This is a genomic window from Pseudomonas sp. GD04058, assembly GCF_029836855.1.
Classification (GTDB): domain Bacteria; phylum Pseudomonadota; class Gammaproteobacteria; order Pseudomonadales; family Pseudomonadaceae; genus Aquipseudomonas; species Aquipseudomonas bharatica.
This window is the reverse complement of record NZ_JAOECN010000016.1, coordinates 29,458-52,667: the sequence shown is the minus strand read 5'-3', so window position 1 is coordinate 52,667 and position 23,210 is coordinate 29,458. Positions and strand designations below refer to the sequence as shown.

27 protein-coding genes and 1 pseudogene are annotated in these 23,210 nt (G+C 64.6%); 17 read left to right on the top strand and 11 right to left on the bottom strand.

Translation table 11 applies throughout. The features are described 5' to 3' along the window. Window positions 1-17: 17 nt before the first annotated feature. Genes N7650_RS15230 through ligD form a run of 5 tightly spaced genes read right to left on the bottom strand, consistent with a single transcriptional unit; the run spans window position 18 to window position 5,541 of the window. Entirely contained in the window at window positions 18-671 is a 654-nt protein-coding gene (locus N7650_RS15230) for a glycosyltransferase (RefSeq protein WP_279898936.1), read from the bottom strand. Next, the gene (locus N7650_RS15225) at window positions 668-1,267 is read right to left on the bottom strand and encodes a class I SAM-dependent methyltransferase (RefSeq protein WP_279898934.1); all 600 of its coding nucleotides are present in this window, start codon (window positions 1,265-1,267) and stop codon (window positions 668-670) included. Before N7650_RS15225 ends, N7650_RS15230 begins: the two co-directional genes overlap by 4 nt. Continuing rightward, window positions 1,264-2,016, bottom strand: coding sequence for a PIG-L family deacetylase (locus N7650_RS15220; protein ID WP_279898933.1), 753 nt, complete (start codon window positions 2,014-2,016; stop codon window positions 1,264-1,266). Before N7650_RS15220 ends, N7650_RS15225 begins: the two co-directional genes overlap by 4 nt. Then, on the bottom strand, window positions 2,013-3,056 hold the full coding sequence (locus N7650_RS15215) for an acyl-CoA dehydrogenase (RefSeq protein ID WP_279898931.1): 1,044 nt from the start codon (window positions 3,054-3,056) through the stop codon (window positions 2,013-2,015). The genes N7650_RS15220 and N7650_RS15215 overlap by 4 nt, the downstream gene beginning before the upstream one ends. 13 nt (window positions 3,057-3,069) lie before the next feature. Then, complete coding sequence (gene ligD / locus N7650_RS15210; protein WP_279898929.1) at window positions 3,070-5,541, bottom strand: DNA ligase D; 2,472 nt, start codon at window positions 5,539-5,541, stop codon at window positions 3,070-3,072. Between the two features lie 152 nt (window positions 5,542-5,693). On the opposite strand from ligD, the gene N7650_RS15205 reads away from it, so the two are divergent. From N7650_RS15205 to N7650_RS15190, 4 genes are all read left to right on the top strand, one after another. Continuing rightward, entirely contained in the window at window positions 5,694-6,161 is a 468-nt protein-coding gene (locus N7650_RS15205) for a hypothetical protein (RefSeq protein WP_009408896.1), read from the top strand. A 15-nt stretch (window positions 6,162-6,176) separates the two neighbouring features. After that, window positions 6,177-6,413 carry a metallothionein gene (locus N7650_RS15200; RefSeq protein ID WP_279898928.1) on the top strand — a complete coding sequence of 79 codons (237 nt, stop codon included), beginning with the start codon at window positions 6,177-6,179 and terminating at the stop codon, window positions 6,411-6,413. A 132-nt stretch (window positions 6,414-6,545) separates the two neighbouring features. Then, window positions 6,546-7,256: a glycine-rich domain-containing protein gene (locus tag N7650_RS15195; RefSeq protein ID WP_279898927.1), complete on the top strand. Its 711-nt coding sequence runs from the start codon at window positions 6,546-6,548 to the stop codon at window positions 7,254-7,256. Window positions 7,257-7,439: 183 nt separating this feature from the next. Next, window positions 7,440-8,168 carry a glycine-rich domain-containing protein gene (locus N7650_RS15190; protein ID WP_279898926.1) on the top strand — a complete coding sequence of 243 codons (729 nt, stop codon included), beginning with the start codon at window positions 7,440-7,442 and terminating at the stop codon, window positions 8,166-8,168. Between the two features lie 22 nt (window positions 8,169-8,190). Here the strand turns inward: N7650_RS15190 and N7650_RS15185 are convergent, their stop codons facing one another. From N7650_RS15185 to N7650_RS15175, 3 genes are read right to left on the bottom strand one after another with little or no spacing between them, the layout of a single operon-like run. Further along, window positions 8,191-8,562 (bottom strand): termination factor Rho, encoded by a 372-nt coding sequence (locus tag N7650_RS15185; RefSeq protein ID WP_279898925.1) that lies wholly within the window; start codon window positions 8,560-8,562, stop codon window positions 8,191-8,193. Between the two features lie 43 nt (window positions 8,563-8,605). Then, on the bottom strand, window positions 8,606-9,034 hold the full coding sequence (locus N7650_RS15180; protein WP_279898923.1) for a hypothetical protein: 429 nt from the start codon (window positions 9,032-9,034) through the stop codon (window positions 8,606-8,608). A gap of 12 nt (window positions 9,035-9,046) precedes the next feature. Then, window positions 9,047-9,964 carry a DUF72 domain-containing protein gene (locus N7650_RS15175; protein ID WP_279898921.1) on the bottom strand — a complete coding sequence of 306 codons (918 nt, stop codon included), beginning with the start codon at window positions 9,962-9,964 and terminating at the stop codon, window positions 9,047-9,049. A 166-nt stretch (window positions 9,965-10,130) separates the two neighbouring features. Between N7650_RS15175 and N7650_RS15170 the strand changes: the two genes are divergently transcribed. From N7650_RS15170 to N7650_RS15150, 5 genes are all read left to right on the top strand, one after another. Further along, the gene (locus tag N7650_RS15170; RefSeq protein ID WP_279898919.1) at window positions 10,131-10,523 is read left to right on the top strand and encodes a low affinity iron permease family protein; all 393 of its coding nucleotides are present in this window, start codon (window positions 10,131-10,133) and stop codon (window positions 10,521-10,523) included. Between the two features lie 27 nt (window positions 10,524-10,550). Continuing rightward, on the top strand, window positions 10,551-11,102 hold the full coding sequence (locus N7650_RS15165; protein WP_279898918.1) for an ATP-dependent Clp protease proteolytic subunit: 552 nt from the start codon (window positions 10,551-10,553) through the stop codon (window positions 11,100-11,102). A gap of 255 nt (window positions 11,103-11,357) precedes the next feature. Then, window positions 11,358-12,242 carry an EamA family transporter gene (locus tag N7650_RS15160; protein ID WP_279898917.1) on the top strand — a complete coding sequence of 295 codons (885 nt, stop codon included), beginning with the start codon at window positions 11,358-11,360 and terminating at the stop codon, window positions 12,240-12,242. Between the two features lie 137 nt (window positions 12,243-12,379). Beyond that, window positions 12,380-12,571: a hypothetical protein gene (locus tag N7650_RS15155; RefSeq protein WP_279898916.1), complete on the top strand. Its 192-nt coding sequence runs from the start codon at window positions 12,380-12,382 to the stop codon at window positions 12,569-12,571. Between the two features lie 174 nt (window positions 12,572-12,745). Further along, a complete protein-coding gene (locus N7650_RS15150; RefSeq protein WP_009408877.1) occupies window positions 12,746-13,048 on the top strand; it encodes a hypothetical protein in 303 nt (100 codons plus the stop codon). Window positions 13,049-13,145: 97 nt separating this feature from the next. On the opposite strand, the gene N7650_RS15145 is transcribed toward N7650_RS15150, so the two are convergent. Beyond that, window positions 13,146-13,478: a hypothetical protein gene (locus N7650_RS15145; protein ID WP_009408875.1), complete on the bottom strand. Its 333-nt coding sequence runs from the start codon at window positions 13,476-13,478 to the stop codon at window positions 13,146-13,148. 445 nt (window positions 13,479-13,923) lie between these two features. On the opposite strand from N7650_RS15145, the gene N7650_RS15140 reads away from it, so the two are divergent. Beyond that, complete coding sequence (locus N7650_RS15140; protein ID WP_279898914.1) at window positions 13,924-15,405, top strand: DASS family sodium-coupled anion symporter; 1,482 nt, start codon at window positions 13,924-13,926, stop codon at window positions 15,403-15,405. A 33-nt stretch (window positions 15,406-15,438) separates the two neighbouring features. Here the strand turns inward: N7650_RS15140 and N7650_RS15135 are convergent, their stop codons facing one another. After that, a complete protein-coding gene (locus N7650_RS15135) occupies window positions 15,439-15,987 on the bottom strand; it encodes a cupin domain-containing protein (protein WP_009408871.1) in 549 nt (182 codons plus the stop codon). Window positions 15,988-16,219: 232 nt separating this feature from the next. Between N7650_RS15135 and N7650_RS15130 the strand changes: the two genes are divergently transcribed. Both N7650_RS15130 and ppnN read left to right on the top strand, forming a co-directional pair. Continuing rightward, entirely contained in the window at window positions 16,220-17,413 is a 1,194-nt protein-coding gene (locus N7650_RS15130; RefSeq protein ID WP_279898913.1) for a Bcr/CflA family multidrug efflux MFS transporter, read from the top strand. Window positions 17,414-17,577: 164 nt separating this feature from the next. Then, window positions 17,578-18,951, top strand: a complete 1,374-nt coding sequence (ppnN, locus tag N7650_RS15125) for a nucleotide 5'-monophosphate nucleosidase PpnN (RefSeq protein ID WP_064303766.1) — start codon at window positions 17,578-17,580, stop codon at window positions 18,949-18,951. Between the two features lie 90 nt (window positions 18,952-19,041). Here ppnN and N7650_RS15120 read toward each other — a convergent pair whose 3' ends face one another. Further along, entirely contained in the window at window positions 19,042-19,479 is a 438-nt protein-coding gene (locus N7650_RS15120) for a hypothetical protein (protein WP_009408865.1), read from the bottom strand. Between the two features lie 154 nt (window positions 19,480-19,633). Here N7650_RS15120 and N7650_RS15115 point away from each other — a divergent pair, with 154 nt between their 5' ends. From N7650_RS15115 to N7650_RS15095, 5 genes and pseudogenes are all read left to right on the top strand, one after another. Next, window positions 19,634-19,921 (top strand): hypothetical protein, encoded by a 288-nt coding sequence (locus N7650_RS15115; protein ID WP_009408863.1) that lies wholly within the window; start codon window positions 19,634-19,636, stop codon window positions 19,919-19,921. A 122-nt stretch (window positions 19,922-20,043) separates the two neighbouring features. Then, a complete protein-coding gene (locus tag N7650_RS15110; RefSeq protein ID WP_279898912.1) occupies window positions 20,044-20,568 on the top strand; it encodes a DUF3455 domain-containing protein in 525 nt (174 codons plus the stop codon). Between the two features lie 68 nt (window positions 20,569-20,636). Continuing rightward, window positions 20,637-21,173, top strand: coding sequence for a sigma-70 family RNA polymerase sigma factor (locus N7650_RS15105; protein WP_009408859.1), 537 nt, complete (start codon window positions 20,637-20,639; stop codon window positions 21,171-21,173). Next, entirely contained in the window at window positions 21,170-21,880 is a 711-nt protein-coding gene (locus tag N7650_RS15100) for an anti-sigma factor (RefSeq protein WP_009408858.1), read from the top strand. The genes N7650_RS15105 and N7650_RS15100 overlap by 4 nt, the downstream gene beginning before the upstream one ends. Window positions 21,881-22,081: 201 nt before the next feature. Next, window positions 22,082-23,206: pseudogene (locus N7650_RS15095) on the top strand (CBS domain-containing protein); the annotation flags it as partial. Window positions 23,207-23,210 lie beyond the last annotated feature (4 nt).

Genomic DNA, 23,210 nt, shown 5'->3' with positions numbered 1-23,210 from the left:
GCAAGGCCTGCGGTCAATCAGGCCATCAGGGACCTGAGATAGTCGCCGAAGCCACCCCGGGCGCGGCTGTCCATGCGGCTGCTGGTGGTCACACTGTTGCGCGCCGTCCATACGATAGTTGCCCCGCACGCCTGCAGGTCTTCGATCAGTTGCACATCCTCGTTCAGCGCTAGCGGGCGGAAGCCGCCCACCCTTTGGTAGGCGCGGGCGCAGATTCCCAGGTTGGCGCCGTGGATATGCCGGTGTCCTTCGCGCATCTGGTAGTGCTCCAGGTAGCGCTCGCGCAGTGCCTGGTCCTGCTCGGCCTGCCATTGTTCGATATGCACCGTGCCACACACCGCATCGGCGGCGAAGTCCAGCTGGCAGAGCAGCCAGTCCGCCGGTACGCAGCTGTCGGCATCGGTACAGGCCAGCCATTGGGCGCCACGCTGCAGCATCAGCTCGGCGCCGGCACGGCGCGCCTGGCCGACATTGCGCACCTCCACCTCCAGGGTGTCTACGCCGAAGCGGCGGGCGATGGCGGCGCTGGCGTCGGTACAGCAGTCCAGCACGACCAGGATTTCGACCCGATGCCCCACACTTGCAGCAGTGTCGGCGGCGGCGCGCATGGTGGTCAGGCAAGCGTGCAGCGTGTCGGCTTCGTTGTGGGCGGGGATGATCACGGCAATCATGGGCAGGTCTCGTCGAGGTCGATCACGCTGGGCTGGCAACTCCAGTATTCCAGCAAAAAATCCGCTTCTTCATGACGCAGCACGCGGTACAGCGGCAGGCGCTCTTCCAGCAGGGCGTGCACCTGGCGGCCGTTCTGCGGGCAGCCATCGATGGGGTGCAGCCAGTGACAGGCGAGCAGCCCGCCGTCCTCGCCCAGGCTGGCGGCTGCCTGCTCGATCACTTGCAACCACTGCTCCGGGTCGAGGTAGTAGCCGATCTCGCCGAGTACGATCAGGTCGAAACTGCCGCCGGGCCAGTCTCCCGGCAGGCGCCCTTGCCCCACCTGCACATTGCGCAGGCCGCCCAGGCGCTGGCGGGCAAGGGCGACGGCGGTGCTGTCGAGGTCATGACAGACCAGCTCGGTGCAGCGTTCGGCCAGCGCCGCGCTCAGCTCACCGTTGGCACAGGCCGGCTCGAAGATCCGCTCGTAGAACTGCCTGGGCAGGCTGGCCATGATCAGTTCACGCTTGCGCTTTTCGTACCAGCGGGTGCGGAAGGCCCAAGGGTCGTCGCTGGCGGCGAACAGGTCGGCGAAATAGCGCGCATCCACACTCATCGGAACACCAGTTCGAAAGGTTGCATCAGGCACTCCAGGGTTTCGGCCGGGAGCACCGGCGGGCGCTCGCCATCGGATTCGATCTGGCTGACATGGGCGGCAATCGCCTGTTGCTTGCGTTGCACGGCATCGGCGTCCAGTTGCACCTTGCAAGCCCGTTCCCAGGGCAGCCGCGGATCCTCGGGCTGCGCCCAGTACCAGGCCCATACCGGCACTTCAAGCAGGGTCGCGCCCTTGGCCTGCGCCGCTTGGGCACAGGCGCGGCCAACCGCCTCGTGGTCGCAATGGCCGTCGCCACGCCAGGTGCAGAGCAGCAGGTCGTCGGGCCGCAGCAATTGGCCCAAATGGCCGACCAGGTAGGCTTCGTCGCGGGCTACCGCGGTGTCCTTGAGCGACAGGCGCTGCCAGTCCAGGGCCTGCAGGTTCAGGCCGAGCCGGTGCAGGGCGTTGCGGCTTTCCTGGGGGCGCTGGCGACGCAGGCGATGCTCCGTCCACTGTTGCGAGCCGGGATGGCTGGCCTCGCCATCGGTGGCCGAGATCAGCAGCAGGTCCTGCTCGCGCCCGCGCAGGCTGGCGAGCAGGCCGCCGCAGGCGAGGATCTCGTCGTCAGGGTGGGGCGCCACCACGATCAGGCGGCGCCCCGGTGGGCACAGCTGCTCGGGGGTGATCCAGGTGGCCCGGGCCAGATGGGCCGACTGCTGCCATTGTGCGGGTGTGGTCGCCGGCCCACGGAACAGGTCTTCGCTCATAGCTGCCAGGCTCCCGCCGGCACCTGGGCCAGTTGTTGACCGAGGACGGCGAGATCGCGTTCGGCATGGCTCTGGCGCAGGAAGACCGGCAGGTCGGCGGAGAGCCGGGCGAAGTGGCTGTTGTGGCAGAACGGCGTGGCACCCAGGGCGCGGCCGACATGCTGGATAACCTGGCTCACCGCCTGTTCGACCTGGGCACGGGTGCGCCGTACCAGCAGCTCGGCGTTGGCGCCGGGGTTGGCGTCGATCCACGCTGCGCATTCGCGCAGGGTCGCCCGGGCACCGCCCAGTGCGGCATCGACCGCGCCCAGGTGGGCCTCGGCATGCGGGTCGGGACGTGGCTTGCGACAGTGCTCGCGCAGGTAATCGGCCAGCGCCTCGGCGGCCCCGTACCAGCACGCAGCGATTCCGCCGCCGCCGTGCCAGAAGCCAGGTCGCGATAGGTACTGCCCGGGAGCGCCAATGGCCACGGCAGGAGTACCATCGAACTCCATCACCACACTGGTAGTGGTGGCCATGCCCACCGCCTGCCAGCCCTCGGCAAGGATGCTCTGGCTCGGATGGGACAGCTCGATGGCCACCAGTTGCGGCTGCTCATTACTGTCCCAGGCGGTCAGCAGGGCGTTGTCGATCTGCAGGGCGCCGGAGCACCAGGCCTTGCGTCCTTCCAGCAGCACCGTGTCGCCTTCGCGTCCGACGATGCGCGTGCGGGCCTCGGCCGACTCGGCGGCCCATACCCCCCAGATGCCTTGGCCGACCCGGTGGCTGGCGCTGCACTCGGAGAGGATCGCCAGGGCATCGGTGTGCCCCTCGTACAGCTTGGCCAGGCTCAGGTCGCAGCCGGCGATGCGCGCCAGGGTCTGCCAGCGTTGCAGGGTATGGCCCTGGCCGGGCAGTGGCAGCAGGTCGAGATGGTCCTGTTGCAGCGACTGCATGACCAGCGGCAACTGGGTGTCCAGATGCAGCGCCTGGGGGCGCTGGGTAAAGCTGCGCAGCAGGGTGTCCAGGCTGCCCAGGTCGAAATCCTGGATGATGCTCATGGCGGTGGCTCCTTCACAGGCCGAGTTTCTTGCGCATGCCGGCGGTGATCGACTGGCGGGTGCTGGCGTAGTCCTGCCACGGGTCGTTGCCGTCGGCCAGGCGCTCGTCGATATTGGCCAGGGTCCATTGGTTGGCCCCCTTGAGCCCGGCCAGTTCCTCGGGCCAGATCGGCACCGACACCGGCATGCCTTCCCGGGCCCGCAGCGACCAGGCGCAGACGGTGGTCGCCCCCTTGCCGTTGCGCAGGTAGTCGATGAAGATCCGCCCGACCCGGTTCTTCGGCCCGGAGACCGCCGACAGCCGTTCCGGGAACAGCCCGGCCATGTGGCTGACGATGGCGTGGCTGAAATCCTTGACCTCGTCCCAGCCGGCCTTGCGCTGCAACGGCACCACCACGTGGATGCCCTTGCCGCCGCTGGTCTTGAGGAAACAGCGCAGGCCCAGCTCTTCCAGAAGGGTGAGGGTCAGGGTGGTGGCTTCGATCATCGCCTTCCAGGGCAGTTTCGGGTCCGGGTCGAGGTCGAGCACGAAGCGGTCGGGGCGCTCGAATTGCTTGTCGGTGGCGTTCCAGGTGTGCAGTTCGAGCGTGTTCATCTGCACCGCGCCAAGCAGGGTGTCTTCGCGGTTGATGATCATCGCGGCCTGACCGGCCTGGTCCTTGTCGTAGGTTTTCACGTGGGGCAGGTCAAGCTGGGCGGCGTTCTTCTGGAAGAACAGTTCGCCGTCCAGCCCGTCCGGGGCGCGGACCAGCGCCACGGGACGGTTCTCCAGGTGCGGCAGGATCAGCCCGGCAACCTTGGCGTAGTATTCGGCGATATCCAGCTTGGTGGTGTTGCTGCTGGCATCGATGATGCGATCAGGATGGGTCAGGCGCATCGCCTTGGTGCTGCTGTTCTTCACGGGCATGGCACGCTCCAGGTTGATGGCGCTGGCCGGCTTGTCGTTGCGCAGGCCATGGAAGACCGCGTGGCGAACGATGCCGTCGCGGGTCATCTGGGCGAAGCTGACCTCTGCCAGCAACTGCGGCTTGAGCCAGTGAACGCCCCGGGCTTCGGCGCCGGTCGGCGGGTTATCCAGTGGCGGGCGCGGCGCCTCCAGCGGCTGCAGCCGACGATGCAGGCTTTGCAGGGTCTCGGTGCTGAAACCCGTGCCGACCTTGCCCGCATAACGCAACCGGCCATCGTCATGCAGGGCCAGCAACAGGGCGCCGAACGCTGCCCGGCTGCCCTTGGGCTCGGTGTAGCCGACCACCACGAACTCCTGGCGTTTCTGGCACTTGAGCTTGATCCAGTCGCTGCTGCGTCGTTCCACATAGACGCTGTCCTGGCGCTTGCCGATCAGGCCTTCCAGGTTCATCTGGCAGGCGCTGGCGAGCAGCGAGGCGACCGGCTCGGCGAAGCTCGCCGAGTAACGCAGCTCCGGCGGCGGGTCGGCGAGGATCGCTTCAAGGGCGGCGCGCCGCTCCTGCAGTGGCAACTGGCGCAGATCGCGACCTTCGAGCCAGGGCACATCGAACAGGTAGTAGAGAATGCGTTCGTCGTGCTCGGTATCGAAGGCGTTCTGCAGGGCCTGGAAGTCGGCCACGCCGTTGTCGTCGGCGACCACCATCTCGCCGTCGAGCCAGGCGGATTTCAGTTTGAGCGTTTTCAGCGCCGCCACCTGGCGCGGCATCTTCGCCGTCCAGTCGTGGCCATTGCGGGTGAACAGGCGCACCTCGCCATCGTCGATACGGGCAAGGATGCGGTAGCCGTCGAACTTGATCTCGTAGCTCCAGTCGCCTTGCGGCGGCGAGTCCACCAGGGTGGCCAGCTGCGGCTTGAGGCTTTCGGGCAGGGCGGTCTTGGGTGCCTTTTTCGTGCGGCTGGCGGATGCGGCTTTCTTCCTTGCCGCGGGGGCCTTTGCCGCAGGCGCCGCGACGGGCCTGGCCGAAGGCAGGCTGCGGTCGCTGAGCACGCTGTCCGGGGCGGCTTCGAGGATGTCGTAGTCCTTCTCCTCGCGGGCCTGGGCATCCGAGGACTTGACCAGCATCCACTGCTCCTTCTTGCCGCCGAGGCGGGTGCGGAACAGGTTCCAGCGCCCGCCGAGCTTTTCCCCTTGAAGTTCGAAGCGCAGGTGGCCCTTGGCATAGCCCTGGTGCGGGTCGCCTTCGGGAATCCAGATGCCGCGGTCCCACACGATCACGTCGCCGGCACCGTAGTGGCCTTCGGGGATATGACCTTCGAAGCTGGCGTAGTCCAGCGGGTGGTCCTCGACGTGCACCGCGAGGCGCTTGACCTTGGGATCCAGCGACGGGCCCTTGGGCACCGCCCAGCTTTTCAGGGTGCCATCGAGCTCCAGGCGGAAATCGTAGTGCAGGTGGCTGGCGTCGTGTTTCTGGATGCAGAACTGCAGCGCCCGGGCCTTGCCACGGGCTCGCTTGCCGCTGGGTTCGGGGGTGGCGGCGAAGTTGCGCTTGCGTTGGTACTCCTCGAGGGGCTTGGCCATGGCGAATGCTCTGTGTCCGGCGTCTTACCAAGTGGGAGAGGGCGTGCGGGACGGGAGTTCAATCGGCGTGGCGACCGGGCGGCAGAAAGACTGAATCATTTTCCGCGCAGGGGAGTCGACTTCAGGAGAGCTCATCCGCAAGCGAGGTTGCCATGAACGAGAAAAGCCAAAGGCCGGCCACCCATGTGCCAGCCGAAATCGACGACATCCAGGACCGCATGGGCGAAGTCCGCGAGCTGGATTTCAGTGACCGCCATGACGAACGCCAGGGCCGCGCCGGCGATGCGCGGCCGGCAGAGGAATTCAACCGCGAGTTTCCCGCCGAGCGTGTCGAGCGGGGTGGCATGAGTGGCGGTGAAGCGCTCACTGAAAGCCTGCACGAGGACAATGTCACCCTGGACGACCTCAGCCCCGACACCCTGTTCGACCAGACCGGCGCCCGCGATCCTTCCGAGCGAGGCGGCCCGGGGCCGGCAGACCAGCAATTGCGCCGGGTCGACGAGGACGAGATCGGCGGCGGCATCGGCCTGGACGAAGCCGAGCTGGCCCGCTCGGCGCCACTGGACGGCAAACCCTGGACCGATCGTGTATCGCCGCCCGAAGGCGATGAAGACGTTTGAGAGGAGGACACGACCATGAGCGAACAACATTGCGCCTGTCCCGGATGTACCTGCGAGGTGGACGCCAACGCCGTGCAACTGGCTGGCGAGGCCTATTGCTGCAAGGCCTGCGCCAGTGGCCACGCCAACGGCGAACCGTGCCGCATGAGTGAATGCCACTGCGGGGACGACAAGGCCAGGCAGCCAGAGGAAGAGCAGGTGGATAACGCACTTGAAGAAACTTTCCCGGCCAGTGATCCCATTTCGCCTTGAAGCGCGGTAGCGATAAGCCTTAGCGCGAAGAGGTCTTGAGAACTGGCATTTTTGCCAGCAGAACAGAGGGTGGGCCGAGCGGTATTTTTCCATGACCCAAGTGGGGTTATCGAAAGGTACCGGAGGCTCGCCATGTCCACCAAACCCCTTCTGGCTCTGTTGTCCGCCGGCATCCTGCTGGCTTCCAATGGGCTGGCCCTGGCGGCCAACCAGACGTTCACCGCTGCGGGCACTTATGAAGTGAAGATGCCTGAGTCCACCAACAAGGTGTACATCACCCTGATCGGTGCAGGCGGAGGCGGGAGCGCGGCAGGTGGTGGTGCGGGCGTGACATTGGTATGCACCTATGACCTGTATGCCGGGCAGATCGTGACCCTTACCGTGGGCGCCGGAGGGAAGGCAGGCACCAGCGGCGCGTCCGGGGGCGCCGGCGGAGAAAGCGTATTGTCTTTCAACCGCGGCGCTTACCAGGTTCCCGTAAAGGGCGGCAAGGGAGCGACGGCTGAAGGCGGGAAGGGTGGTAGTGCAGGGCCCACCCCCGAATGCGGGTTCAGCAGTGGTGGCAATGGCACTGCGACTGCGGGCGGCAAGCCGGATACCGCGGAGGCGTCGCGTCAGGAAGGTGCGAGGCGCGAGGCAAAGATGAAAGACGAACTTCGCCAGTTCTTGGCCAAAGAGCATCCAGATATCGACATGATGCATTTAGACCTTAGTCCGATGCTCAAGGACCTGGACTCCGCCACTGCAGCCGACGCAGTCCGCGCCGCTGCCTGCAAGACCGCCGGCAGCGGCGGGGCTCCAGGCATGTCTGGTGCGGATGGTTGTGCATCCATCGATTATTGAACGAAACGGTGCCTGGGTTGGCTTGAAACATTCCCGGCCATTTCGCCTTGAAGCGCTTTGGCGATAAGCCTTAGCGCGAAGAGGTCTTGAGAACTGGCATTTTTGCCAGCAGAACAGGGGGTGGGCCGAGCGGTATTTTTCCATGACCCAAGTGGGTTCATCGAAAGGTACCGGAGGCTCGCCATGTTCACAAAACCCCTTCTCGCTCTGTTGTCCGCCGGCATCCTGCTGGCTTCCAGTGGACCGGCCCTGGCGGCCAACCAGACGTTCACCGCTGCGGGCACTTATGAAGTGAAGATGCCTGAGTCCACCAACAAGGTGTACATCACCGTGATCGGTGCAGGCGGAGGCGGGAGTGTAGCAGGTGGTGGTGCGGGCGTGACATTGGTATGCACCTATAACCTGTATGCCGGGCAGATTGTGACCCTTGTTGTGGGGGCCGGCGGGAAGGCGGGTACCAGCGGCGCGGCCGGTGCAGCAGGTGGTGAAAGCGGATTGTCTTTCAATCCCGGCGGGTACCAGCTTTCCGTGAAGGGTGGCAAGGGAGCGACGGCTGAAGGAGGGAAGGGTGGTAGTGCATTGGCTTCCCCCGAATGCGGGCTCAGCAGTGGCGGCAACGGCACTGCGAGCGCCGGCGGCAAGCCGGATACCACGCAGGCTTCGCGTCTGGAAGGTGCGAGGCGCGAGGCAAAGGTGGAAGAGGAAGAGCGCCAGCTCTGGAGCAAGGTTAACGGCGTGTCTATCAACGATCTGGATGTTCAAAAGCTTGAATACGAACTTAATCGGATCACCCTGGAGCCGCAGATCGCCGGTGCAGCCGACGCAGTCCGCGCCGCTGCCTGCAAGACCGCCGGCAGCGGCGGGGCACCCGCAATGCCCGGTGCGGATGGATGCGCATCCATCGATTATTGAACGAACCAGTGGCTGCGGCTGGTCATCGGCTCAGCGCCCTGACCAGCTCCGCCTTGTTCATCTTCGAACGTCCGGAAATGTCTTGCTTCCTTGCCTTGTCCATCAATTCCGCCTTGGTCAGCTCGCCCAACGACTGATCCGGTCGTGGCTCTCCATGTTTGGTCTTCACCGCCCGTTGTGCCGAAGACTGTCGCGCCTTGTGCTTGGCGCTTGCACTCTTCTTCTGCCCGGACCCGCCGGCTTTTTCACCGCCGCCGGACTGCTTGTTTACCGTGGCCCAGGCTCGGGCTTCGGCCTCGTCCCTGGACACGCCCTTGGCCTCGTAGCTGTCCTCGATATGCTCGGCCTTGCGTTTCTGTTCTTCGGTGTACTTCGCTTTGCTTCCGCGTGGCATGGGTATGCACTCCTGTGTGGGTTGCAAGGGAAATCTGCGGGCGTCACGGCATGCGCCAGGTCCCGCCTGCCTTCTCGCAGTCGATCCTGGCCTGCCCCTGGTTGCGGGTGTCGTAGTAATAGGTCACCACCCGCGCATCGTTCGGAACCTGTGGCCTGGCCGCCTGCGGGTCATTGCTGGTGGACTTGGGGTTGGCCAGGCTTTCCTGGGTCAAGGGTGCAGTGCATTGACCGATTTCCTGGTCCGGGCAGCGTGGGACCCGCTGTTTCAGGGTATTGAGCATTTCCTTGTTCTCGCTGCTGCAGGACCAATCGATGGCCTCGTCGGGCATGCCTTCGAGCCTGTAGCAGGTACGCGTCTCCACCTCCGGCACCGCGGCGCTGGACGAGCGCGTGGTGACCTGGCAGGCATCGGCCAGGACCGTGCCGCTGGCAAGGCTGGCAAGGATCAACAGCAGGGCAGGGGTATGCATGATCGTCTCCCGTCACAAAGGTGGCTGCGCCGGTTGGCCCGGTTCGGTTTGCAGCCCGGCATCGAGTTTCAACCGGTGCAGCAACTCCCGGGCATCGAAGGGCGCGCGGACTTTCAGGTCGTTGTCGAAATAGCAGTACACCGCCTTTGCCCCCTTGGTCGCGGCTTCCCGGGGCCCGGCCAGGTGTGCATCGCCCGGTTGTTGCCCGCGGCTCCAGGTGCGGATGCGTTGGGCCCAGCGCTGCAGGGCTTCATCGGTGTAGCCGCTGGCGTACAGCTCGGCATCGCCATGCAGGCGCAGGTAGATGAAGTCGGCGGTCAGGTCTTCCAGGTAGGGCCATTTCCCGGCGGTATCGGCGACCACCAGAGCCACCTGGTGTGCGCGCAACAGTTCGATGAAGGCCGGGTCACGGAAGCTGTCGTGGCGGATCTCCACGGCATGGCGCAGCGTACCGTTGCCCTGGGTTTCGAAGGCGCCGTCTTTCTTCAAGCGCTCGGCGCAATGGCGTGCGCATCGGCTGGCCGCGGCGTGATCATGGGGCAGGCGCTGAAGAAAATCGGCGAAGCGCTGCGGGTCGAATTTAAGGCTCGGCGGGAACTGCCACAGGATCGGCCCCAGCTTGGCGCCCAATTGCAGCGGCCCGGAGGCGAAGAAGTTGGCCAGCGGCTCGTCGATCTCCTTGAGCCGTCGCACATGGGTGATGTAGCGCGGCGCCTTGACCGCGAAGACGAAGTCCTCGGGCGTCGCGTCGCGCCATTCGGCATAGCGCTGCGGGGTCTGCAGGGCATAGAACGACCCGTTGATCTCGATGCTGCTCACCGCCCGCGAGGCGAATGCCAGCTCCTTGGCCTGGACCAGGCCCTGGGGATAGAACACCTTGCGCCACGGGGCATAGCGCCAGCCGGAAATACCGATGCGAATCTCGCTCACGCCGTCGTTCCTTGTGCTGCTCGTTACAGGTTGCGACCGGGGCGCGGCAAGGCGGGTTCAGCAAGATTGACGAGTGGCGCGCAGTGGCCGGACTGAACTTTGCCAGCCCCAGCTTTTCCACCGAATGTCGGGTTCGACACGCAGGACCGCAAGAGGAGGCCCTCCCATGAAGTTCTCCCGTTTCGCCCAGAAGCTGGCCAACTGGATGGGCCGTCCGCTGACCTTCGCCATCGCCTTCGGCCTGATCCTGGCTTGGGGCATCAGCGGGCCGCTGTTCCACTTCAGCGACACGTGGCAACTGGTGATCAATACTTCCACCACCATCGTGACCTTCCTCATGGTGTTCCTGATCCAGAACACCCAGAACCGCGACACCGATCAGTTGCATATCAAGGTCGACGAGCTGCTGCGCGCCACGCGCCGGGCACACAACGCCTTGCTCGGGCTCGACGACCTGGATGAAAAGCAGCTGCATGCGCTACGCGAGCGCTACCAGCACCTGGGCGAACTCGCCGAGAACAAGGGGGCCGACAAGCAAACGCGTGACAACGACCCCTGACCCAAGGACCCACAGCACGAGGTGACCATGGCCAGTCATATCATCCATTTCACCGGACCGATCAATGCGTCCACCTGCGGCAACCTCATCACCACCTGCTCGCGGGCTCTGCAGCAGGGCGCCGAGTGTATCCAGCTGAATATCGCCACCATGGGCGGGGAATGCAGCTACGGCTTCAGCCTCTATAACTTCCTCAGGGCGCTGCCGGTACCGGTGCATACCCACAATCTCGGCACGGTGGAGTCGATGGGCAACATCCTGTTCCTGGCCGGCGAGCGGCGTACGGCCTGTGCCCTGAGCAAATTCCTGTTCCATCCCTTCCACTGGACCCTGCACGGTTCGGTGGACCATGCGCGGATGGCCGAATACGCGATGAGCCTGGATTACGACCTGCTGCTGTACGCGCAGATCGTCGAGGAACGCACCCAGGGCGCGGAGGAGGTGCTGGATATTCCGCGCTACCTGATGGCCCATCCGCGGATCGTCACGCCCGAGGAGGCGATGCGCTGCGGCTTGATCCAGGCGGTGGACGATTCGGTGATCGGCGTGGATGTGGTGCAGTGGAGTGTGCATGCCTGAGCCGGTTCTCATGTAATCAACCGCAACTTGCAGGTCACGTTTTGTAAAGACCCCATGCCTATCGCTGGCAAGCCAGCTCCCACAGGTGCTGCACATGGCTTGAGGTCTGCGCTGACCCTGTGGGAGCTGGCTTGCCAGCGATGGGCATCGGTGTCTACCCAATTCGGGGTTGATGCGCCGCGGACCTTGCAGTGTCACCCGCCAGCGTAATGACGATATGATGTTTCAAATTATTACGCGTGCAATGGGGGAAGAATGCCGCTCAAGGATTTGTTGCTGGCGCTGGTGGTGATCGTTGCCTGGGGCCTGAATTTCGTGGTGATCAAGGTCGGTCTGGACGGCCTGCCGCCGATGTTGCTGGGCGCGCTGCGGTTTATCCTGGTGGCGTTCCCGGCGGTGTTTTTCATCCGTCGTCCGCAATTGCCCTGGCGCTGGTTGATCGCCTACGGCTCGACCATTTCCCTGGGCCAGTTCGCCTTTCTCTTCGAGGCCATGCACAACGGCATGCCGCCGGGGCTGGCGTCGTTGGTGCTGCAGTCCCAGGCCTTCTTCACCATGATCTTCGCTGCGCTGTTCCTCGGTGAGCGCCTGCGCAGCGCGAGTGTGTTCGGCTTGCTGGTCGCGGCGGGTGGCTTGGCGCTGATCGGCAGCGAGAACGACAGCCATGTTCCCTTGCTGGCGTTGCTCCTGACCCTGTGCGGCGGTGCCTGCTGGGCCATGGGCAATATCATCACCCGACGTTTCGGCAATATCGACCTGATGGCCCTGGTGATCTGGGGCGGACTGGTTCCGCCGCTGCCGTTCCTGGGCCTGTCGTGGTACCTGGAAGGCCCGGAACTGATCGAGTCGTCGCTGCGCAATATCGGGTTGAGTTCGATTTTGTCGCTGGTTTACCTGGCGGTCATCGCCACCATGCTCGGCTACGGCTTGTGGAGTCGCCTGCTGTCGCGCTATCCGGCGGGGAAAGTGGCACCCTTTTCGCTTCTGGTTCCGGTGGTAGGGCTGACCTCTTCGGCCTTGCTGCTGGACGAGCGCCTCAGTGCGATCCAGTGCTGGGGCGGCCTGCTGGTGATGCTGGGGTTGCTGATCAACGTATTCGGCCCGCGTCTGCGGGAAGCATTGAGGACCGCCCAGGCCTGAGACGCCATTGGTCGGGGATCGACATGCTGACCGGTTGGTCGCTAAATGTCCGGCTAGTCTTCTGAGGGTTGAGATCGATATTTTCAGGTTCTCCGCTGGAGGATCGGTATCGGTCGCTTTCAGAGGGGAGCAGGAACATGAAGGATCAATTTCTCGAAGACCTCGGCGACGAATTCCCGATCAATGCCGTGGTGCGTTGTGGCCAGTCAGCGTTTCGCCTGGGCTTCGCCCATATGACCCTGGACGATGCCCAGGCCACCTTCAAGCCGAGGATGCCGGCGCGTATGGAAGGTCGCCGCTTCCTTCCCGCAGCATTGCCCAAGCGCTGACGCCGCGGCCGGCGTGTTGCCTGATTGCTGAAAGCACCGACGGGTACGCGATTCCGGCCAATTCATGCAGCTTTGTTTGACTTCGCTCATTGCGCCGCCCTGCGGCGCTGGAGAGTGATGGCGATCTATGCCTTACTATGTGCCGTCAATGCGCTATTCCAGTGGAGGAAAGCAATGCGTATCAGGGAAGAAAAATACTGGGAATGGGCGGATGCGATGCTGCATAGCCGCAGCCATGATGAAGTGCTCAACGACGGGATCAGCATCGACGTCCAGGTTCGGCTCTCGCGCACCGGCGCGACCCAGCTGTTCCTCGGCGTGTACGCCCGCCACGGCAAGGCGCTGCTGGAGGAATACTATCCGTCCAGGCCGGGGGAGAGCATGAGCCGGGCGCTGGTCTGGGGCGTGGATCGGGCCAGGGCGATGGTCGCCGGGTTGCAGCCTGAAGAACCGCTGGCGCTGTTGCGCCGCGCATGACCAAAACCTTTGGTAAAAGGCCGGTGTGACCCACCGGCCTTTTCTTCGCGCATTAAAAAGCCCGGCCTTGCGGGCCGGGCTCAAGCGAACGGAAGACTCAGCTAAGGCGGTCGATGACCCGCACGCCCTGGCCTTCACGCAGCGCTGGCCACTCCTGTTGCAGGGTTTCCAGCACGCGACCGACGAACTGGGTATCAGCGGCCGCTTTCTTGCCGACGTAGCCCTGGCCACGGCGGTACATCTTCATCCGCGCTCGCATGCCGGGCTTGCGCTGTTCGAATTCATCTTCGGTGGTGCAGGGCGACAGGCTGTCGATATGCACTTCACCGGCTTCGCAGATCCACAGGATATGGCTGTCGAGCGTGTCTTTGCGCGCAGCGAACAGCTTGGCCAGTTCCTGGATGGTCGGTTGTTCGTTCAGATTCATCATTAAAGCCCCCATAACCCTTCAGTGGTTGATTCGTTCAGACTCGCGCTTCATGTAGCGCATCTACCAAGGCTGCTACAGCAGCATCGCAACAGGGGCTTTCTTCACTCTGCCTTTTGGACAGTCCCACTCCACGGACAACCCGCATACCGCTCGGATCGTCTGGAACACCCTTGCCAGCGCTCCCGATCGGGGAGACGGGCCCATCATGCAAGAGCCCGATAAACGGCGTCAACGGGTTTGTAGTGATTTTTTCTTATCACTACAAAATTGATTTCCTGCTTATGTAGTTATTGCCGGGTTGTCCTACAAAATCCGCGATGGGCTAATCCGGCAGGGGTTGATCGATGTCATTTTCTCCGCGCAACGGCGCAGGGATGATTGAAGGAAGGGTGCAAGCCTCGCGCTAGAGCGCTTGCCAACATTTTCCAAGCCAGCGAGGCAGGCCATGAATACGTCGTCCACAACCGCTTCCCACAGGCTGGGGTTACCCATCGGCCTGTGGGTGGGCATCGCCGCGTTGATCGGCGTGCTGCTGCTGCCGTTGCCAAGCGATCTGCCGGTGGCCGGGCACAGGGTCCTGGCGATCCTCGCCTTCGCGGTGGTCATCTGGATCACTGAGGCGGTGTCCTACGAAGCCAGTGCGATCATGATTACCTCGCTGCTGGCGTTTCTCCTGGGAACCGCGCCGACCCTGGCTGACCCGAGCGTCAGCTATGGTTCGTCCGCCGCGGTGGGCATGGCCCTCACCGGTTTTTCCAATACCGCACTGGCGCTGGTGGTCGGCGCGCTGTTCCTCGCCGCCGCCATGACCCACACCGGCCTGGACCGGCGTATCGCGCTGGTCACCCTGGACCGCGTCGGCGTCAGCACCCGGCGCATCCTCCTGGGCGCGGTGGTGGTCACTCTGCTGCTGAGCCTGGTAGTGCCCAGCGCCACGGCGCGCAGTGCGTGCGTAGTGCCGATCATGATGGGGGTGATCGCCGCATTCGGCGTGGACAGGCGCTCGAACATCGCCGCCGGCATCATGATCATCGTCGCCCAAGGCACCAGCATCTGGAACATCGGTATCCAGACCGCCGCCGCGCAGAACCTGCTGACCGTGGGTTTCATGGACAAGATGCTCGGTGCCCGGGTGTCGTGGATCGATTGGCTGGTCGCCGGCGCGCCGTGGGCGGTGCTGATGTCGGCGCTGCTGATCGTCGTGGTGCTGAAGATGCTGCCGCCGGAGACCGACAGCATCCCCGGGGGCAAGGCCGCGGTGTCTGCGCAACTGGCGGCGCTGGGGCCGATGAGCACCGCGCAGAAACGTCTGCTCGGCGTGTCCCTGGCCCTGCTGCTGGCCTGGGCCACCGAAGGCAAGCTGCATGGGTTCGACACCACCTCGACCACCTATGCCGGGCTGGTCCTGCTATTGCTGCCGCGAGTCGGCGTGATGACCTGGAAGGACGTGCAGGCGCGTATTCCCTGGGGCACGGTGATTGTCTTCGGGGTTGGCATCAGCCTCGGCACCACCCTGCTCACCACCCAGGCCGGGCAGTGGCTGGGCGCGCAGGTGGTCGCCCATACCGGGCTGGACCAGTTGGGTACGCTGGGGGTATTCGCGATTCTCGGCGCCTTCCTGATCCTGATCCACTTGGGCTTCGCCAGCGCTACCGCGCTGACTTCGGCGCTGTTGCCGATCCTGATCGCGGTCTTGCAGACGCTGCCGGGCGACTTCAACCGCCTGGGCATGACCATGGTCCTCGGCTTCGTGGTCAGCTACGGCTTCATCCTGCCCATCAATGCGCCGCAGAACATGGTCTGCCTGGGCACCGAAACCTTCAACGCACGCCAGTTCGCCAAGGTCGGGATTGTCGTGACCCTGGTTGGTTACCTGCTGATGCTGGTGTTCGCCGCTACCTGGTGGCACTGGCTCGGGTGGATGTGAACGAGAACGGCGGCCTCCAGGGCCGCCGTTTCATCAGAAGTTCGCCGGGGTGTTGGCGCTGATGATCTCGGCCTCGTCCTGGCCGATGTTCTTGAAGCTGTGGGGCAGGGTGGTGGGGAAGTAGTAGCCGTCACCGGAGTTGAGGATACTCACCTGGCCATCGACCCGCAGTTCGATGGTGCCACGGGTCACCAGGCCGCATTCCTCGCCTTCGGCATGGACGATCGGCTCTTCGCCGGAATCCGCGCCGGGGGCGTACAGCTCGCGCAGCATGCGCATCTGCCGGCCTTCCACGCTGGCGCCGACCAGCAGCATGCGCATGCCGCTGCGGCCGAGGTCGGGCTGTTCGGCGGCGCGGAAGACGAAGCGTTCTTCCCGCGGTGGCTCGTCGAAGCTGAAGAACTCCGCCAGGGACATGGGAATCCCTTCGAGCAGTTTCTTCAGGGAACTGACCGAGGGGCTGACGCGGTTCTGCTCGATCTGCGAGATCGTCGAGTTGGTCAGGCCACTGCGTCGGGCCAGTTCCCGTTGGGAGAGCTTGTTGCGTTCACGCACCAGTCTGAGTCGTGTCCCCGTGTCCATAGCCGCCTTGGTGTTCAGAAGAAAAAATGGGCGACGCATTAAAACACACTCGCGGGGGGTGTGTCGGGGCCGGATTTCCATGGGCTTCTTTCGCGCCTCGTGGCTGGCCGGCCCGCTTCGGCGGACATGGGTCATCGTTACATTGTTAACATGTTATCTTTTCGCCCGCGAAGCCAGGAACCTCGCTGTTTACCTGGATCCATTAACGCCATGACTTGCATGCGGAGCCCCAATGATTCGTAACTCCAATCCAGCGCGGCTGATCGTCCTGCTCGCTGCCCTGGTGGCCTTCGCGCCGCTGTCCATCGATACCTACCTGCCCAGCCTGCCGCTGATCGCCAGGGACCTGCAGGCCAGCGCTGGCAGCGTGCAACTGACCATCAGCCTATTCCTGGTCGGCCTGTGCCTGGGCATGCTGGTCTACGGCCCGCTGTCCGACCGCTATGGCCGGCGTCCTCTGTTGCTCGGTGGCATCGGCCTGTACCTGGTGGCGACCCTGGGTTGCCTGTTCGCCGGCTCGGTGGAGCAGCTTGTCGCCTGGCGCTTCTTCCAGGCCCTGGGCGGAGCCGCGGCCTCGGTGCTGGCGCGGGCCATCGTGCGCGACCTGTTCGCCCTGGCCGAAGCGGCGAAGGTGCTGTCGCTGATGCACCTGGTGACCATGCTTGCCACCCTGGTCGCACCGCTGCTGGGCAGCGTGCTGATGGAGCTGGGTAGCTGGCGCACGGTATTCCTCGGGCTGCTGCTGTTCGGCGCGACCTGCCTGGTTGCCGCCACCTGGAAGCTCGCCGAAACCCACGCGCCCGATCAGCGCGGCGAAAGCCTGGGCACGGTATTCCTGGCCTATTGGCATATCGCCACGCAACCGTTGGCGCTGGGCTACATCCTGTGCATGGGCCTGGCCTTCGCCGGCATGTTCGCTTTCATCACCGCGTCGCCCTTTGTCTACATGGAGTACTTCGGCGTGTCGCCGCGCAGCTACGCCTGGCTGTTCGGCCTGAACATCGCCGGGATCATCCTCATGACCCTGGTCAATGCCCGCCTGGTGACCCGTCGGGGGCCGTTGCGCATGCTGGCGGTAGGCGCGGGCCTGGCCGGGATGTCAGCCCTCGGATTACTGGCGGCAGGCCTGACCGGCTGGGGCGGGCTGGCGCTGGTGGTGGCCCTGGTGGTGGTCTATGTCAGCGTCACCGGGTTGCTCGGGGCCAATTGCGTAGCCAGCCTGCTGGCCTTGTACCCGCGCCAGGCCGGGGCTGCGGCCGGGCTGGCGGTGGCCTGCCAGTTCGCCCTGGGCGCGCTGTTCTCCGCGCTGGTGAGCGCTCTTGCGGACGGCACGCCGCGGCCGATGTGCCTGACCCTGGCGCTGGCGGGGCTGGGCTGCCTGGCCTGCTATGGGATGATCGTCCGAGGTGTCAGGCACAAGGCCTGAGGAGGGAACGACAAGTCCACGGAAGCGTCCATACTCAGTGAACCCCGGCGGCGTTTGCCTCATGCCGGGGCACCTGTTACAAACAGGTGCGAGACCCGCGCGTGCGGTGTTCACAACAGCGGTGCCACAGTCGTTCGCAGGCACCGAACAGCATGGAATCCAGAATGACCCAAAGACAGGTAATCAATGCTTCGGTCGCCCCAAAGGGTAGCCTGGAGACGCTTTCCCAACGTGAAGTCCAGCAATTGAGCCAGGCCGGCTCGGGCAGCATGTATACCCTTTTCCGCCAGTGCGCCCTGGCCATCCTCAACACCGGCGCCCATGTCGACAATGCCAAGACCATCCTCGATGCCTACAAGGACTTCGAGGTCCGTTTTCATCAGCAGGACCGCGGCGTACGCCTGGAACTGCTCAATGCCCCGGCCGACGCCTTCGTCGATGGCGAAATGATCGCCAGCACCCGGGAAATGCTGTTCAGCGCCCTGCGCGACATCGTCTACACCGAAAGCGAGCTCGACCGCCTGAAGATCGACCTGGACAGCTCCCAGGGCATCACCGACTACGTGTTCCAGCTGCTGCGCAACGCGCGGACCCTGCGTTCGGGCGTCGATCCCAAGCTGGTGGTGTGCTGGGGCGGCCACTCCATCAGCAGCGAGGAATACCAGTACACCAAGAAGGTCGGCCATGAACTGGGCCTGCGCAAGCTGGATATCTGCACCGGCTGCGGCCCGGGCGTGATGAAGGGGCCGATGAAGGGCGCCACCATCGCCCATGCCAAGCAGCGCATGAGCAGCGGGCGCTACCTGGGGCTCACCGAACCGGGAATCATCGCCGCCGAGGCGCCGAACCCGATCGTCAACGAACTGGTGATCCTGCCGGACATCGAGAAGCGCCTGGAAGCCTTCGTCCGTGTCGGCCACGGCATCATCATCTTCCCCGGCGGCGCCGGCACCGCGGAGGAATTCCTCTACCTGCTGGGTATCCTGATGCACCCGGAGAACCGCGAGCTGCGCTTCCCGGTGATCCTCAGCGGCCCGCGCAGTGCGGCGCCGTACCTGCAGCAACTGCATGCCTTCATCGGGGCCACCCTTGGCGAGGCGGCGCAGGGCCTGTACCAGATCATCATCGATGATCCGGTAGAGGTGGCGCGGGTGATGACCGAGGCGCTGAAGGAGGTCAAGCAGTTCCGTCGCGAGCGCAACGACGCCTTCCATTTCAACTGGTTGCTGAAGATCGAGGAGAGCTTCCAGCGGCCGTTCGACCCCACTCACGCCAATATGGCGGCACTGCAGTTGAGCCGGTCGCTGCCGCCCCATGAACTGGCGGCCAACCTGCGCCGGGCGTTTTCCGGGATCGTGGCGGGGAACGTCAAGGACAAGGGCATCCGGCTGATCGAGGAACACGGACCCTACGAGATCCATGGCGACCCCGAGATCATGGGGCCGCTGGACAAGCTGCTGCAGGCGTTCGTCGAACAGCACCGGATGAAGTTGCCGGGTGGGGCGGCCTATGTGCCGTGTTATCGGGTAGTGGCGTAGCGCTTCAGGGCCTCATCGCTGGCAAGCCAGCTCCCACAGAGACCGCAGAACCTGTGGGAGCTGGCTTGCCAGCGATAGGGCTTTCGGGATTTACACAAAATCCCCGTCAGCCATCAATTGCAGGCCCCCGTCGGCCTGCTCCTTCACCAGCCCACTGGCCAGCAACAGTGGCTTCACCCGCACATGCAGGCTCGGCTCGACAAAGGCCTTCACCGCTTCCAGGTCCAGGCTTCCGGTCATCGGCATCTCTTCCTTGTTGTAGGACAGCCAGGCCTTCTTCAGACCGCCCAGCACGTCCGCCGCCGTTGTCACGGCGAAGCGCCGATGCAAGGGAATTCCGTTGAATTCGAAACTGTGGGCGAAGGCATAGGCGCTTTCGTCGTTGGCGCTGTCCTTGCAGCGCGCGCAGGCACAACGGCCGTCGCCGAAGGCATTGCTCAGGTAGGTGTTGAAGTCCACCACGGGCTTCAGGCTCAGGCGCTTGTCGACTTCGAACAGGTCACCGGTCATTTTCGCTTCGGCACTCAAGGTCATCTCCTTTGCGGTCGTGCGGATTCAGCCGGGCACGATACCAGCGCGCGGCCCCGGGTGCTCGTTTTCATGATGGCCGGGCGGGCTTTTAGCGGCGGCCTGGCTTATCCTGTGCGACTTTTCCCGTCCGTCCATTCCGGAGCCGCCGAGCATGCAGAAATACACCGCCACCGTCACCATCAGCGCCGAGCAGCGTGATGACGTCGAAGCCACCGAAAATACCGGTGTGCAGGTTTCCCTTGAGGCGGTGTCGGAAAAGCTGAAGAAAGTCCACTTCAACGGCACCCTGGCCGCCCCGGAAAACCCTACCCATATCTGCGTCACCCTGGACAACGGCCTGACCTACTACGGCGAGATCCTCAATGGCCACGCCGAGCTGGAATACGGCTGGATCGCCTTCGAGTCGGACATGCTGACCCCGGAAGAACTCGGGCTGTAAGCGCTTGCCCCGGGCCGCTGCGGATTTATTTTCAGCGGCCTGCATCCGTTTCCCCTCCAGCCAGGTAGTCCAGACAGCAGCCGTCGCGCTGTCGAACCGATTCCCTGACTGGAGTCATGCCCATGAACGTCAAATTCCGCTTCGAACTGGTCGTTGCCGTCCTGTTGTCCAGCTCCCTGGCCCACGCCAGCGGCACGCTGCCCGACAGCATCAAGGTGCCCGACGGACACAAGGTCGCCCTGGAGACCACGGGCGTCGGTGAAATCACCTACGAATGCCGCGACAAGGCGAATATGCCAGGACAGACCGAGTGGGTCTTCGTCGGGCCGAAAGCGGTGCTCAACGACCGTAGCGGCAAGGCCATAGGCGATTACTTCGGTCCACCCGCCACCTGGCAGGCCAAGGACGGTTCCAGGGTCACGGGCACGCAACTGGCGCTGGCGCCTTCGAGCCCTGGCAACCTGCCGTACCAGCTGGTCAAGGCCAATCCGGCCGAAGGCAAGGGGGCCATGAGCGGGGTGACCTATATCCAGCGCACTGCGCTCAAGGGCGGGGTCGCGCCGGGCAGCGCCTGCACCACGGCCGACAAGGGCAAGCGCGAGGTGGTGAGCTACCAGGCGGATTATATTTTCTGGACCGCCCGCTAAATCACCACTGCCAGCCCGGGGGCTGGTCTACGCTGCTTTCAGCCAGTCCCCAGCCACGGCGAGACCCTGTGACCTTATCTGCTCCTGCGTTCGACTACGAAGACCATCTGGCGGCCTGCGCCCGCGGCGACCGCCAGGCCCTGCGACGCCTTTACGACGTCGAGGGCCCGCGTCTCCTCGGCGTGGCCCGGCGATTGGTCAAGGACACCGCACTGGCAGAGGATGTGGTGCACGACGCGTTCATTCGCATCTGGACCCGCGCCGCCACCTTCGACCCGGCGCGGGGCAGCGGGCGTGGCTGGATGTTCAGCATCACCCGGCACCTGGCGCTGGATTTCCTGCGCAGCCAGGAACGGGACGTGGAGCTGGACGAACGTAACGAGCCAGCATTGACCGATACCGGCGAGCTCGACGGGCTGTTGCACGGCGCTCGCCTGACCCAATGCCTGGACCAACTGGAGCCACTACGCCGGGCATGCCTGGTTCACGCCTATGTCGATGGCTACTCTCACGCCGAGATCGCGCGCAAGCTCGATAGTCCGCTGGGGACGGTGAAGGCCTGGGTCAAACGCAGCCTGGCTGCCTTGCGCGAGTGCATGGGATGACAAGCGGCGACGGTAAGGACCACGATCTGGACGCCCAGGCCGCCGAGTACGTGCTGGGTACGCTGCCGTCCGAGCAGCGTCAGGCGCTGGCCCGGCGTCTGCAGCACGAGCCGGCGTTGCGCGCGGCGGTGGATGCCTGGGAGCGCCGCCTGCAGCCGCTGCAGGAACTGACACCGGCGCAATTGCCTTCGGATTATCTATGGCAAAGGATCGAGCGCAGCCTTGATGGCCTCTCGCCTGCGGCGGCCATAGCGACCCCTTCGCGCTGGTGGCAGCGTGCAACGCCCTGGCGCTGGACCACCGCAGCAGGGCTGGCGGCCAGCCTGTTCATGGCCGTTGTACTGTGGCGTGAAGCGCCTGCACCGGTACCGACCTACCTGGTGGTGCTGGTCGCCCCGCAGGACCAGGCCCCGGGCTGGGTCGTGCAGGCAAGCAGCCCGCGCAGCGCCCAGCTTATTCCGCTGGGCATGGCCGAGGTACCGGCGGGCAAGACCCTGCAATTCTGGACCAAGGCCGACGGCTGGAGCGGTCCGGTTTCGCTGGGCCTGATCAAGCCGGGCGAGCGCGTCGAAGTGCCGCTCGAAACCCTGCCGCCGCTGGAGGACAACCAGCTCTTCGAATTGACCCTGGAGGGCCCGTCGGGCTCGCCGACGGGCAAGCCAAGCGGTCCGATCCAGTTCATCGGGCGGGCGGTCAAGGTGCTCTGAGCGAGCACCAAAATGCGACACTGCAAAATAATTGCACTAAAACAGCACTTTTTTGAATTGGAGCAACGGGCCGGTTTTCTTCAGACTGCCAGGCAATCTTTCCATCTCCACGGAAGGAGCCCATTGCGTATTGCCCCTCGCGATACAAGTCCGCCCAGGTTGGGCGGGCTTCTTTTCTTCAAGAAGGTGCCTGGTCGTCACATGTCTAGTCGTGGTCTTGGTCACTGGTTCGATCGCTTCATTCCGGCTGCGTTGCATATCCCCCCACAAGAATGGTTCCGTGCCGCGATCGGTGCCTTGCTGGCATTGGTAGCAGCGGGGAGTGCGTGCAGCTACCTGTTCGGTTCGGCTGCGGCACTGCACCTGATGGCGCCGCTGGCGGCGTCCACCGTGCTGCTGTTCGCCGTGCATTCCGGCGCGCTGTCACAGCCCTGGCCGCTGCTCGCCAGCTACGTCTGTGCGGCAGCGGTGGGCATCAGCCTGCACCACTGGTTCGGCCCGGGCCTGTTCGTCGCCAGCGCCGCCCTGTTGCTGGTGATCCTGTTAATGTGCCTGCTGCGCTGCCTGCACCCGCCGGGGGCGGCGCTGGCGGTGAGCCTGGCCCTGGCCGATCCGTCGCTGGCGGCCATGGGGGGGCGTGTGATCGAGCCGGTGATGCTCAACGCCCTGATCGTGCTGGCCGTGGCCATCGGCTACAACCGCCTCACGGGCGTGCTTTATCCAAAGATCGGCATGCCACGCAAAGCCGCCCATGCCACCGCCGACCAGCCGGCCAGCGAGCGCGTCGGGATCAGCAGCAGCGACCTGGACGATGCCCTGGAGGAACTGGGCGGGTTTGTCGATGTGACCCGCCCCGAGCTGGAGCGGATCATCCTCGCTACCGAACGTCACGCCGTGCAGCGCAGCCTCGGCGGCCTCACGGCGGCCAGGGTAATGTCCCGCGACGTGCAGTTCGCCACGCCGCAGACCACCTTGCAGCAGGCGTGGAAGCAGTTGTCCTCCCATCACTTGAAGAACCTTCCGGTACTGGACGGGTCCGGCAAGCTGGTGGGTATCGTCAGCCTCAGCGACCTGGTCGGCCCGGCCATGGCCCAGGCGAAATTCAGTTGGCGCGGGCTGTTCGGTCGCGGCAAGGCGGTGACCCTGGCGCAGATCATGAGCGAGCCGGTGATCACCGTGGACAGTGATCTGCAGGCGGTGGAATTGATTCCGTTGCTGTGCGACCGCGGCTTGCACTGCCTGCCGGTACTGGAAGGCGGGAAAGTGGTCGGTGTGGTGACCCAGACCGACCTGATCGCCGCGCTCAGCCAACACCTGCTGGCCCAGGACC